Source organism: Vibrio sp. R11-SG3-ISO9, from assembly GCF_059834255.1.
Genome location: NZ_JCBDGU010000003.1, coordinates 1 through 12,260, shown reverse-complemented (window position 1 = coordinate 12,260; position 12,260 = coordinate 1). Strand labels below are relative to the sequence as shown.

Here is a 12,260-nt window from a genome sequence, read left to right as displayed (position 1 = left end):
GGTTCACAAAAACGAACCGTGATTTATCTCAAGGCGCTGATGGTTATATACGGCATAATACGCCGTGAAAAAAAATTACAAAGAATCTTTCAGTGATGATGAAATCTTTGTCGTCACCGAATCATAGAGCTTTTGCCTAATCGGGGGTTCTCTTATCACATTGGTGATATTGAGAATAAAACCTAAAGTAACATCGGGATAGTTACCATGTTGAAAAATATCAACCCAACGCAAACACAAGCGTGGAAATCTCTAACTGCACACTTTGAATCTGCTCAAGATATGGAGCTAAAAGAGCTATTCGCTCAAGATGCAAAGCGTTTTGACGCGTTCTCTACTCGCTTCGGTTCAGACATCTTAGTCGATTACTCTAAGAACCTTATCGATGCAGAAACGATGCAGCACCTATTCGCACTTGCTAACGAAACAGAAGTTAAATCTGCAATCGAAGCAATGTTCAAAGGTGACGCAATCAACCAAACTGAAGGTCGTTCAGTTCTTCACACTGCTCTGCGTAATCGCAGCGATAAGCCAGTGATGGTTGATGGTAAAGATGTAATGCCTGCTGTAAATGCTGTTCTAGCAAAAATGGAACTCTTCACACACCGTATCGTATCAGGTGAGTGGAAAGGCTACACAGGTAAAGAGATCACTGATGTTGTAAACATTGGTATCGGTGGTTCGGACCTAGGTCCATACATGGTGACTGAAGCCCTAACACCATACAAAACACGCCTAAACATGCACTTCGTGTCTAACGTTGATGGTACTCACATCGTTGAAACACTGAAGAAAGTAAACCCAGAAACAACACTATTCCTAGTGGCTTCTAAGACGTTTACAACTCAAGAAACAATGACCAATGCACACTCTGCACGTGATTGGTTCCTAGCAGAAGCGGGTGATGAAGCGCACGTAGCTAAGCACTTCGCTGCGCTATCTACTAACGCAACTGCGGTAGCTGAGTTTGGTATCGATACAGACAACATGTTCGAATTCTGGGACTGGGTTGGCGGTCGTTACTCTCTATGGTCTGCAATCGGTCTATCGATTTCACTGTCTGTAGGTTTCGACAACTTCGTTGAGCTTCTTGAAGGTGCGCACGACATGGATAACCACTTTGCTTCAACTGAGTTTGAAAGCAATATTCCAGTTATCCTTGCGCTAATCGGTATTTGGTACAACAACTTCCACGGCGCTGAATCTGAAGCAATTCTGCCTTACGACCAATACATGCACCGTTTTGCTGCGTACTTCCAGCAAGGTAACATGGAATCTAACGGTAAGTTTGTTGACCGTGACGGTAACCCAGTGGAATACCAAACGGGTCCAATCATCTGGGGTGAGCCTGGTACAAACGGCCAGCACGCTTTCTACCAGCTGATTCACCAAGGTACTAAGCTGATCCCTTCTGACTTCATTGCTCCAGCAATCAGCCACAACCCAGCATCTGATCACCATCAGAAGCTAATGTCTAACTTCTTTGCTCAAACTGAAGCACTAGCATTCGGTAAGACAAAAGAGACAGTAGAAGCTGAATTCCTAGCAGCAGGTAAAACAGCTGAAGAAGTAGCAGAACTAGTACCATTTAAAGTGTTTGAAGGTAACCGCCCAACAAACTCTATCCTAGTTAAGCAAATCACGCCTCGCACTCTGGGTAACCTAATCGCGATGTACGAGCACAAGATCTTCGTACAAGGCGTTATCTGGAACATCTTCAGCTTCGACCAATGGGGTGTAGAGCTTGGTAAGCAACTGGCGAACCAAATCCTGCCTGAGCTTGCTGATGACGCAGAAGTGACATCTCACGATAGCTCAACTAACGGTCTAATCAACGCATTTAAAGCGCTTAAAGCTTAATTGAGTTGATCCGCTAAAAAGAAACGCCAGCCTTCGAGCTGGCGTTTTTGTTTTTCCAGAATAAGCCATGTACTTTGATAAATAGCAGGCAATAAAAAAGGCTGGCACTGTGCCAACCTTTCTTTCTATTCGCTTTCTTTAAAGTCGAACGTTCGATGCTGCTATTCGAAACAGATCTCGATGAAGGCATTACCCCATTGAGATGAGAATGGCATGATGATGATTGCACCTTCACACTTGTGACGAATAGTGTGTCCTTTGCCTGATACAACAATTGGCGTTGCCATATCAAAGTCGAAGCCACTTTCAGCAAGGATACGCTTTGCACCGCCCGTTACCATGTTAGTGATCTCACCAACCATATCGGTAACTTCTTCGTTTAGACCGTTAGGGCGCTCACCCAGCATGTTCTGCATGATTTCCAGCGCTAGGCCTTCATCAAAGGTGATCGACATTGAACCACGAGACTGTGGGCCAACCATACCGATTAAACCAGAGACATCACCACGAGCGATTTCATCTTTTTTAACTCTAGGTTTCTGTGGCTTCAATTCTAGAGAAGCCATCGTTTTCAGCACATTCATGAGAGAGGCTAAAAACGGGTTTACAAATTCAGCGCGCATAATGTTCTTCTATAATCTTAATCTTTCAGCTCAGTCGAGCAGGCTTGGCAAGTGCCATGAGATTCGATGACGTGGTTGGTCAATCGAAAGCCGTGCTTGTCTGCATTGTTAGCGAGTTGAGATATCAGGTCATCGTCTTGCAATTCGATAACGCTGCCACACTTATCACAGATTAGCAGCTGTGAGAAATGTTTGTGAGCATTACAAGAGCAGCAGCAAATAAAGCTGTTTGTTGACTCAACTCGGTGAATGAAACCTTGTTCCAACAAAAAGTCTAAAGCGCGATATACAGTAGGTGGTTTGGCCTGAGGTTCACTTTGCTTAAGCTGTTCCAGTAACTCATAAGCACTGGAGGCTTTTTTATTCGCTAAGATAAGCTCAAACACTCGCTTTCTTTGAGGTGTTAAACGAACGCCTCGTGATGCGCATATCCCTTCAACTTGCTCTATTAATGTTTGGTCCAAATTTTTCACCATACAAAGGGACGTCTCTAACTACTTACTATTTTGACAGTAAAATCAGCGAGGTGTCCTTAATTTCAATAAAAGTCAGGTACAGAGCGTATTGTGACTTATGACTTTGAATAAGACAAGGTAACTCAAAATGACCGCATGACTCAAGATATAACTGATTATTGACGTCAAAATAGAGGCTCTGTGAATGGGTTGAAATATAAAAGTGTGAGGTAAAGATCATATAGCGCAAACAAGGTATAGCCTTTACAATAGCCGACTTCACTTTTGTTGGCTGCGCCAATAAGTACGTTTGACTCGTAATTAGGGTATTTACCATGACACATTCATGTAGACTTTCTGTTGCTCCAATGCTCGATTGGACTGATCGTCACTGTCGCTACTTCCACCGCCTGCTGTCTCAGCAGACTCTTCTGTATACGGAAATGGTAACGACAGGCGCAATACTGCATGGTAAAGGTGACTTCTTAGAGTACAGCGAGCAAGAGCACCCAGTCGCGCTACAGTTAGGTGGCTCAAACCCAGTTGATTTGGCGGAATGTGCGAAGTTAGCTGCTGAACGTGGTTACGATGAAGTGAACCTTAACGTAGGTTGCCCATCTGATCGTGTTCAAAACGGTCGCTTTGGTGCATGCCTAATGGCTGAGCCTGAGCTAGTGGCGGATTGTGTATCAGCGATGAAAGAAGTCACCGATATTCCTATCACAGTAAAAACGCGTATCGGTATCGATGAGCAGGATTCATACGAGTTCCTAACTAAGTTTATCTCAACGGTTTCAGAGAAAGGCGGCTGTGAGCAATTTACCATTCACGCTCGTAAAGCTTGGCTGAGTGGCTTGAGCCCGAAAGAGAACCGTGAGATCCCACCGTTAGACTACACACGTGCTTACCAAGTGAAGAAAGATTTCTCTGACTTAGTGATCGCGGTGAATGGCGGCATTACTACTCTAGAGCAGACCAAAGAACATCTACAGCACTTAGATGGCGTAATGATCGGTCGTGAGGCTTACCATAGCCCATATATTCTGGCTGAAGTGGATCAGCAGATCTTCGGCTTAGACACACCAATCAAGAAACGTTCGCAGGTTGTTGAAGAGATGTACCCGTACATTGAGCAAGAACTGATGAAAGGTGCGAGTCTAGGTCACATCTCTCGTCATATGCTTGGTCTGTTCCAAAGCATGCCGGGTGCAAGACAGTGGCGTCGTTACATCAGTGAGAACGCGCATAAGAAAGGTGCAGGCATCGAAGTGATGCAAACGGCACTGGCGAAAATTCCTAAAGAATTGAATGTGTAATATCTAGGTTTATCACCTAGGCGAAATTTACCACCGTTGGTTATTTTAACCATTTAAAAGACATCTGAAGCCATACATGAAAATGTGTGGCTTTTTATTTGTCTGATTTTTAAGGTTTTTATTTTTATTTCGTGTTGGTATGGAAGCTGCAATAAGTAAGATTAAGAGAAACAGGTCATCATAGGAGACCATTATGTTTGAATTAATCTTCGTTCTTATCTTCGTTCTTATCTTCGTTGCGACGCTATTGGTTACAGGTATTACCTTTATGACGGTATTAGCAGCAACAGGACTTGCACTCGTCGTGATGGTCGTACTGGGGATGGTAGGAGCGGTATTAAAAATATTACCTTGGTTGATTGTCATCGCGATTGGTATTTGGTTCTTCAAGAACGTAGTGAACAGCTCTAATCCTCGTCGTTATTAATGGGTTACTGCTCGAAAGTCATGGCAACGTCAAATTTGATCGCAACGGATGTTTATCGCATCCGTTGTGCATATGTGTGGTAGAATTTTACTCATTAGTCTATGAATGTACTTAGAATTAGTACAACGCAATGGAACGGGAGCTCTCTCAAATGAATAAAATGCCATTAATTGCTTTAGTGGGAATGTTATCTTTAAGTTCGACAACGTCTGCTCAAGAAGAACCTTTCTACACGGCGAAAGTCGGTGCCGATATGTGGTGGGGAAGTACAAAGCTTAATGAAGTAAGACAAGATGATTCACAATCGCCGTCTTTGTACTTTGCATTTGAGCACAAGTTCCCAATGTTGCCGAACGCAAGTATTCGTTACACGTCAGTTGATGCTGATGCATTGGCTTTTGATAAGTACGATTACACCTTCTACTACACACTGCTAGAGCACAAGTTAATGAACTTTGATGCGGGTGTGACTTTCACTCAGTACTCAAACTCAAACTACGAGGAGCCTAAAACGGGCGGTGCTCAAACAGATTTCGATGAGCTGACGTGGAGCTTTTACGGTAACGCTGAAATTAATGTTCCTGATACCAACTTCGATATCATCGGAACAATGGAGTTTGGTGACAGCAGCGGTATCAAGAGCACGGACCTAATGGCGGGTGTTCAGTACCGAATCCCTGTAGCTGACACACAAGTTGCGCTACGTGGCGGCTACCGCGTTATCGACCTAGACTCTGATGAGTTCTTTACTTCTGACCTAGGTAAGAGCTTCGTGATGGTTGATGGTTGGTTTGCGGGTGCAGAAGTTCGCTTCTAATATCGCGATTGTACGACTACAGGCAATAAGCCGAATTAAATGATATGAAAACGCCACTGACTCTCAGTGGCGTTTTTTGTTTTGGATATACCAATCTGGAATGAGTTAGTACTCCCATCACTTTTGGGGATTCTTATGCATTGCCCCAATCGACGTCTATTATTAAAAGACACAGTATTGCAGAGTCACAGCAAAGGATGGGATATGACACTCAATGAACTACGCACTCTATATCGAGAAAATCTGCTGGTGGAAGCAATCATCGAGCCCTCAATCCAAGAAGGGGCTTGGGTTGTGGAGTTTCGACACATGAGCGGCGGCTTTGTACTGTTGACCGATGTACACGGTGAAGAGTGCCATTATGCTGACCTAGACCTCGCATCAAAGTCCGCAATGGCCGTCGGATTTCAACAGGTACGCATCGAAAATCAGCAACAGTAGATGAGCCTACAATGGCTTTTTACTTCCAAAAAGTTATAAAACATACTTTTCTATTCTTTCTTGTTATTAAAAGGAGTGGTTAATCTATCGTCACGCAATGATTAGGGATGTCGTGACCATGTCTTTAAATAAGAAAGAGTCTTCACAGAATAACGCACAAGCAGGTAGCAACGAACTACCGGGCTTAGCTGCACCATTAAATGATCAACAATTAGGTCATCTTCAACAGAGTGTTTCAGAACTTTCACCGCAACAGCTTGCTTGGGTAAGTGGTTACCTATGGGGTGTAAGCCAAAACCAACCTTCAGCGGCAGCAGCACCTATTGCTCAAGCAGCAGCTGTGGTTACGGCTAAACCTGCAGGTAAGCTAAGCATCATTTTTGCTTCTCAAACGGGGAACGCAAAGGGTGTCGCGGAAGCACTAGAGTCTGAAGCAAAAGCACAAGGCATTGCGGTTGAGCTGTTCGACGCGAGTGACTACAAAGGTAAGAACTTAGCGAAAGAAACACACGTTATCTTCGTTGCTTCAACCAACGGCGAGGGTGAAGCTCCTGATAACGCGATTGAACTGCATGAATTCCTTCAGTCGAAGAAAGCACCTAAGCTACCGAACCTACAATATGGTGTCATCGGTCTTGGTGACTCAAGTTATGAGTTCTTCTGCCAAACCGGTAAAGATTTCGATAGCTTCCTATCTAAACTTGGTGCGACGCCATTTATTGATCGTGTTGATCTAGATGTGGACTACGAAGCACCAGCAGAAGAGTGGCGCGCTTCAGCACTTGAGAAAGTGAAAGAAGCTCTCTCTTCAGGTACTGAAGCTGAGGTGGTTCAACTTCCTGTTGGCCAACAAGCGGCAGGTCATAGCCTTTACACCAAACAGAATCCATACACAGCAACACTGCTTACCAGTCAAAAGATCACCGGTCGTGATTCAGGTAAAGACGTTCGTCATATCGAAATCGATCTGGATGAGTCGGGTATTACTTACCAACCGGGTGACGCATTGGGCGTGTGGTTTGAAAACAGCTCAGAGCTAGCAAATCAAATTCTAGCGAAAGTAGGTCTTTCTGGCGTAGAGAGTGTTGATGTAGATGGTGAGAGTCTTTCTATTCATAGTGCTCTAGTCAGCAAATACGAGATCACGGCATCTAACCCGCAGCTCGTGACTAAGTTCGCAGAGTTATCGGGCAGTAAGAAGCTAGCAAAGCTGGTGGAAGACAAAGACAAGCTCCGTGAATACGCAGGCAACACTCAGGTTGTTGATGTTCTAGCAGAGAAGAAGACAAAACTGTCTGCTGATGAATTGGTTGGTCTGCTACGCAAGCTTACGCCGCGTCTTTACTCAATTGCATCAAGCCAATCTGAAGTTGATGAAGAAGTTCACCTAACAGTAGGTTTAGTGGAATACCAAAAAGGTGATGAGTCTCGTCAAGGTGGCGCATCTAGCTTCTTAGCCCAGCGCTTAGAAGAGGGCGGTGAAGTGAAAGTGTTCGTAGAGAACAACAATAACTTCAAGCTTCCTCAAGATGATGCAACGCCTATAATCATGATTGGCCCAGGTACAGGTATCGCACCATTCCGTAGCTTCATTCAAGAGCGTGACAACAATGATGCTGAAGGTAATAGCTGGTTGTTCTTTGGCGACCGTACCTTCACTCAAGATTTCCTATACCAAGTTGAATGGCAGAAATACTTGAAGTCAGGCGCGCTAACCAAGCTTGATGTGGCATTTAGCCGTGACCAGCAAGAGAAGGTGTACGTTCAAGACCGTCTCATCGAGCAATCTGAGCAAGTGTGGCAGTGGATACAAGAGGGCGCTTACCTATACGTATGTGGTGATGCGACTCGTATGGCAAAAGATGTCAACGAAGCGCTGATCACAATCGCACAAGAACAAGGAAAGCAGAGCCGAGAGCAAGCTGAAGAATATATTAACGATCTACGTAAAGCGAAACGTTACCAAAGGGATGTGTACTAATGAGCAAGCAAGTAATAGAGCAAGAAGTATTAGGCCAAGTGCTTGGCCCATTAGCAGACAACGAACGTTTAAAGCGTGAAAGTAATCATCTGCGTGGCACCATTGAAGCCGATCTACAAGATCGCATCACAGGTGGCTTTACTGCAGACAACTTCCAGCTGATTCGTTTTCACGGTATGTATCAACAAGATGACCGTGATATCCGTAACGAACGTGCAAAGCAAAAGTTAGAACCGCTGCACAATGTGATGCTTCGTGCGCGTATGCCTGGTGGCATCATTACACCAAAGCAGTGGCTAGCAATTGATAAATTCGCGGATGAGAGCACTTCGTATGGTTCTATCCGACTCACTACGCGTCAAACATTTCAGTTTCACGGTGTTTTGAAGCCAAATATCAAGTTGATGCACCAAACGCTAAACAGCATCGGTATTGATTCGATCGCGACAGCGGGTGACGTAAACCGTAACGTGCTATGTACGACTAACCCAGTAGAATCTGAGCTTCATCAAGAGGCTTATGAGTGGGCGAAGAAGATCAGTGAGCATCTTTTACCAAAAACGCGTGCTTATGCTGAGATCTGGCTAGATGGCGAGAAACTAGAAACGACTGATGAAGAGCCGATTCTAGGTAGCAACTATCTACCTCGTAAATTCAAAACGACGGTAGTGATCCCGCCACAGAATGATGTGGATGTTCACGCGAATGACCTGAACTTCGTGGCAATTGCAGAAGACGGTAAGCTGGTGGGCTTTAATGTGCTTGTTGGTGGCGGTCTAGCAATGACTCACGGTGATACGTCGACTTATGCTCGTAAAGCTGATGACTTTGGTTTTGTACCACTAGCAAACACATTAGATGTGGCTGCTGCTGTGGTAACAACACAACGTGATTGGGGTAACCGTTCTAACCGTAAGAACGCAAAGACTAAGTACACGCTAGACCGTGTTGGCATTGATGTCTTTAAAGCTGAAGTTGAGAAACGTGCAGGCGTGAAGTTCTCTGATAGCCGCCCTTATGAGTTTACTGGTCGAGGCGATCGCATCGGTTGGTCTGAAGGTATCGATGGTAAATTCCATTTAGCACTATTCATTGAGAACGGTCGTTTACTGGATTTCCCAGGTAAGCCTCTTAAAACCGGTGTTGCTGAAATCGCTAAGATCCACAAAGGCGACTTCCGCATGACAGCAAACCAAAACTTGATTGTTGCAGGTGTGCCAAAGAGTCAAAAAGCTAAGATCGAGAAGCTTGCTCGTGAATATGGTCTGATGGACAATGCGGTAACCGAGCAGCGTAAAAACTCAATGGCATGTGTTGCATTCCCAACTTGCCCGTTAGCAATGGCTGAAGCAGAACGTTTCCTTCCTGAGTTTGTGACTGATGTAGAAGGCATTCTGAAGAAGCACGGCTTACCGGAAGATGACAACATTATCCTGCGTATTACAGGTTGTCCGAATGGTTGTGGTCGAGCGATGCTAGCAGAGCTTGGTCTAGTGGGTAAGGCTCCGGGGCGTTACAACATGCACTTAGGTGGTAACCGAGCGGGTACACGAATTCCTAAGATGTATAAAGAGAACATCACCTCTGCACAAATCCTTCAAGAGATCGATGAGCTGGTGGCTCGTTGGGCAAATGAAAGAGAAGAGGGCGAAGGGTTCGGTGATTTCACTATTCGCGCTGGCATCATTGAAGAAGTGATCATTTCTAAGAGGGATTTACATGCATAATTCTGTGACTTCCAAATTGAAGTTGGCAGATCTGCTTGCATTAACCAAGACGGAGCAAATCCTCCGTCTTTCAGAAATCAATGCTGAGTTAGAGACGCTAACCGCTCAACAACGAGTAAAGTGGGCACTAGAGAACCTAGAAGGCAATCACGTTGTCTCATCTAGTTTTGGTATTCAAGCGGCGTTAATGCTTCACCTTGTGACCCAAGCGAAACCGGACATCCCAGTGATCTTGACGGATACGGGGTACCTTTTCCCTGAAACGTACCGCTTTATTGATGAGTTAAGTCAGCAACTGACATTAAATCTTCAAGTCTTTAGAGCGAAACAGAGCCCGAATTGGCAAGAAGCGCAATACGGCAAGTTATGGGAGCAAGGCTTAGAAGGGATAGAAAAGTACAACAAGCTAAATAAAGTCGAGCCAATGAGGCGTGCACTGGATGAGCTTGATGCAGGGGTTTGGTTCTCGGGTTTGAGAAGAGAGCAATCTAAGTCTCGTGCTAACCTTCCTATCCTCTCTATCCAAAACGGTGTGTTTAAGTTCTTGCCTGTCATCGACTGGAGTAATAAAGATGTTCACTATTACTTAGAAGAGCATGGTTTGAGTTATCACCCACTACGAGAAGAAGGCTACCTATCCATTGGTGACACTCACACTACTAAGAAGTGGGAGCCGGGTATGACCGAAGAAGAAACGCGATTTAATGGTTTGAAACGCGAATGTGGTCTTCATGAAGACGATGGTGAGCAATACGGTTCCGGTATTTAATCCGACTTGTATTGAAAAAGCTGCTTTTAAGCAGCTTTTTTTATGTTTGTAGAATATAAAAATCACCAATTGTGGATAACTCTGTGGGTAGCTTGTAGTTCAATTGGGGTTAAACTTGCATAAATATGGCTTTGAACGTTATTTCTGCACTTAAGTGTTATTTTTGCAATTTTCTTGAATTAAAGCTTGCCAATGTGAGGAACATCTCTATAATGCCGCCTCACTGACACGGCAGACGCCACAAGGCTTCAGCGAAGAATGTTAGTTCGGCAACTAGCTTAAAGCGATATTTCGCTTCTACTTTTAGAAAGTAGAAATTAATTTTCAAAAAGTGTTTGACACTGAGAATTAAGTCGCTAGAATGGCCGCCTCTTCCGAAGTGATGTAAGTCACAACGAAGAGAAGCTCTTTAACAATTTAAACCTATCAATCTGTGTGGGCACTCGTTGATGAATATCAAAAAATGAAACTTCGGTTTCAACTTGATTTCAATGAACTGAGTGACCAATTCGAATTGGTACAGCCTTGAGCTGTTTGATTTCACTTTTTAAAGTGAAAACCAATTTAGAGCACAGTCAATTCACAGTCACTATTCGAAAGAATAGGGAATGTAATCAGTATTCATTGAGTCACAAAATCTTAAATTGAAGAGTTTGATCATGGCTCAGATTGAACGCTGGCGGCAGGCCTAACACATGCAAGTCGAGCGGAAACGAGTTATCTGAACCTTCGGGGAACGATAACGGCGTCGAGCGGCGGACGGGTGAGTAATGCCTAGGAAATTGCCTTGATGTGGGGGATAACCATTGGAAACGATGGCTAATACCGCATGATGCCTACGGGCCAAAGAGGGGGACCTTCGGGCCTCTCGCGTCAAGATATGCCTAGGTGGGATTAGCTAGTTGGTGAGGTAATGGCTCACCAAGGCGACGATCCCTAGCTGGTCTGAGAGGATGATCAGCCACACTGGAACTGAGACACGGTCCAGACTCCTACGGGAGGCAGCAGTGGGGAATATTGCACAATGGGCGCAAGCCTGATGCAGCCATGCCGCGTGTATGAAGAAGGCCTTCGGGTTGTAAAGTACTTTCAGCAGTGAGGAAGGGGGTGTCGTTAATAGCGGCATCTCTTGACGTTAGCTGCAGAAGAAGCACCGGCTAACTCCGTGCCAGCAGCCGCGGTAATACGGAGGGTGCGAGCGTTAATCGGAATTACTGGGCGTAAAGCGCATGCAGGTGGTTTGTTAAGTCAGATGTGAAAGCCCGGGGCTCAACCTCGGAACTGCATTTGAAACTGGCAAACTAGAGTACTGTAGAGGGGGGTAGAATTTCAGGTGTAGCGGTGAAATGCGTAGAGATCTGAAGGAATACCAGTGGCGAAGGCGGCCCCCTGGACAGATACTGACACTCAGATGCGAAAGCGTGGGGAGCAAACAGGATTAGATACCCTGGTAGTCCACGCCGTAAACGATGTCTACTTGGAGGTTGTGGCCTTGAGCCGTGGCTTTCGGAGCTAACGCGTTAAGTAGACCGCCTGGGGAGTACGGTCGCAAGATTAAAACTCAAATGAATTGACGGGGGCCCGCACAAGCGGTGGAGCATGTGGTTTAATTCGATGCAACGCGAAGAACCTTACCTACTCTTGACATCCAGAGAACTTTCCAGAGATGGATTGGTGCCTTCGGGAACTCTGAGACAGGTGCTGCATGGCTGTCGTCAGCTCGTGTTGTGAAATGTTGGGTTAAGTCCCGCAACGAGCGCAACCCTTATCCTTGTTTGCCAGCGAGTAATGTCGGGAACTCCAGGGAGACTGCCGGTGATAAACCGGAGGAAGGTGGGGACGAC

At 45.2% G+C, this 12,260-nt stretch carries 10 protein-coding genes and 1 rRNA gene; 9 read left to right on the top strand and 2 right to left on the bottom strand.

Annotation, left to right across the window (positions count from 1 at the left end; genetic code table 11):
• Positions 1-207: 207 nt before the first annotated feature.
• Positions 208-1,860, top strand: a complete 1,653-nt coding sequence (gene pgi / locus AC6R05_RS00675) for a glucose-6-phosphate isomerase (RefSeq protein WP_032549892.1) — start codon at positions 208-210, stop codon at positions 1,858-1,860.
• Positions 1,861-2,021: 161 nt separating this feature from the next.
• Here pgi and AC6R05_RS00670 read toward each other — a convergent pair whose 3' ends face one another.
• Positions 2,022-2,483, bottom strand: a complete 462-nt coding sequence (locus AC6R05_RS00670) for a chemotaxis protein CheX (protein ID WP_032549890.1) — start codon at positions 2,481-2,483, stop codon at positions 2,022-2,024.
• 17 nt (positions 2,484-2,500) lie between these two features.
• On the bottom strand, positions 2,501-2,959 hold the full coding sequence (gene zur, locus AC6R05_RS00665) for a zinc uptake transcriptional repressor Zur (RefSeq protein WP_032549889.1): 459 nt from the start codon (positions 2,957-2,959) through the stop codon (positions 2,501-2,503).
• 314 nt (positions 2,960-3,273) lie between these two features.
• On the opposite strand from zur, the gene dusA reads away from it, so the two are divergent.
• The 8 genes from dusA to AC6R05_RS00625 all read left to right on the top strand — a co-directional run.
• Positions 3,274-4,254 (top strand): tRNA dihydrouridine(20/20a) synthase DusA, encoded by a 981-nt coding sequence (dusA, locus tag AC6R05_RS00660; RefSeq protein WP_150872902.1) that lies wholly within the window; start codon positions 3,274-3,276, stop codon positions 4,252-4,254.
• 205 nt (positions 4,255-4,459) lie between these two features.
• A complete protein-coding gene (gene pspG / locus AC6R05_RS00655) occupies positions 4,460-4,681 on the top strand; it encodes an envelope stress response protein PspG (protein ID WP_500646266.1) in 222 nt (73 codons plus the stop codon).
• A 151-nt stretch (positions 4,682-4,832) separates the two neighbouring features.
• Entirely contained in the window at positions 4,833-5,498 is a 666-nt protein-coding gene (locus AC6R05_RS00650; protein WP_500646254.1) for a TIGR04219 family outer membrane beta-barrel protein, read from the top strand.
• Between the two features lie 204 nt (positions 5,499-5,702).
• On the top strand, positions 5,703-5,939 hold the full coding sequence (locus AC6R05_RS00645) for a hypothetical protein (protein ID WP_032549870.1): 237 nt from the start codon (positions 5,703-5,705) through the stop codon (positions 5,937-5,939).
• A gap of 118 nt (positions 5,940-6,057) precedes the next feature.
• Positions 6,058-7,920, top strand: a complete 1,863-nt coding sequence (locus tag AC6R05_RS00640) for an assimilatory sulfite reductase (NADPH) flavoprotein subunit (protein ID WP_500646253.1) — start codon at positions 6,058-6,060, stop codon at positions 7,918-7,920.
• Complete coding sequence (gene cysI / locus AC6R05_RS00635; RefSeq protein ID WP_500646252.1) at positions 7,920-9,647, top strand: assimilatory sulfite reductase (NADPH) hemoprotein subunit; 1,728 nt, start codon at positions 7,920-7,922, stop codon at positions 9,645-9,647. Before AC6R05_RS00640 ends, cysI begins: the two co-directional genes overlap by 1 nt.
• Positions 9,640-10,416 carry a phosphoadenylyl-sulfate reductase gene (locus AC6R05_RS00630; RefSeq protein WP_150872900.1) on the top strand — a complete coding sequence of 259 codons (777 nt, stop codon included), beginning with the start codon at positions 9,640-9,642 and terminating at the stop codon, positions 10,414-10,416. Before cysI ends, AC6R05_RS00630 begins: the two co-directional genes overlap by 8 nt.
• Before the next feature lie 641 nt (positions 10,417-11,057).
• Positions 11,058-12,260: ribosomal RNA gene (locus AC6R05_RS00625) — 16S ribosomal RNA — on the top strand; the annotation flags it as partial.

Bases quoted from the DNA above. Each gene is read 5' to 3' on its own strand.
- dusA (WP_150872902.1), top strand. From the start codon at position 3,274: ATGACACATTCATGTAGACTTTCTGTTGCTCCAATGCTCGATTGGACT.
- AC6R05_RS00650 (WP_500646254.1), top strand. From the start codon at position 4,833: ATGAATAAAATGCCATTAATTGCTTTAGTGGGAATGTTATCTTTAAGT.
- AC6R05_RS00645 (WP_032549870.1), top strand. From the start codon at position 5,703: ATGACACTCAATGAACTACGCACTCTATATCGAGAAAATCTGCTGGTG.
- pgi (WP_032549892.1), top strand. From the start codon at position 208: ATGTTGAAAAATATCAACCCAACGCAAACACAAGCGTGGAAATCTCTA.
- AC6R05_RS00630 (WP_150872900.1), top strand. From the start codon at position 9,640: ATGCATAATTCTGTGACTTCCAAATTGAAGTTGGCAGATCTGCTTGCA.
- AC6R05_RS00640 (WP_500646253.1), top strand. From the start codon at position 6,058: ATGTCTTTAAATAAGAAAGAGTCTTCACAGAATAACGCACAAGCAGGT.
- AC6R05_RS00670 (WP_032549890.1), bottom strand. From the start codon at position 2,483: ATGCGCGCTGAATTTGTAAACCCGTTTTTAGCCTCTCTCATGAATGTG.
- cysI (WP_500646252.1), top strand. From the start codon at position 7,920: ATGAGCAAGCAAGTAATAGAGCAAGAAGTATTAGGCCAAGTGCTTGGC.
- zur (WP_032549889.1), bottom strand. From the start codon at position 2,959: ATGGTGAAAAATTTGGACCAAACATTAATAGAGCAAGTTGAAGGGATA.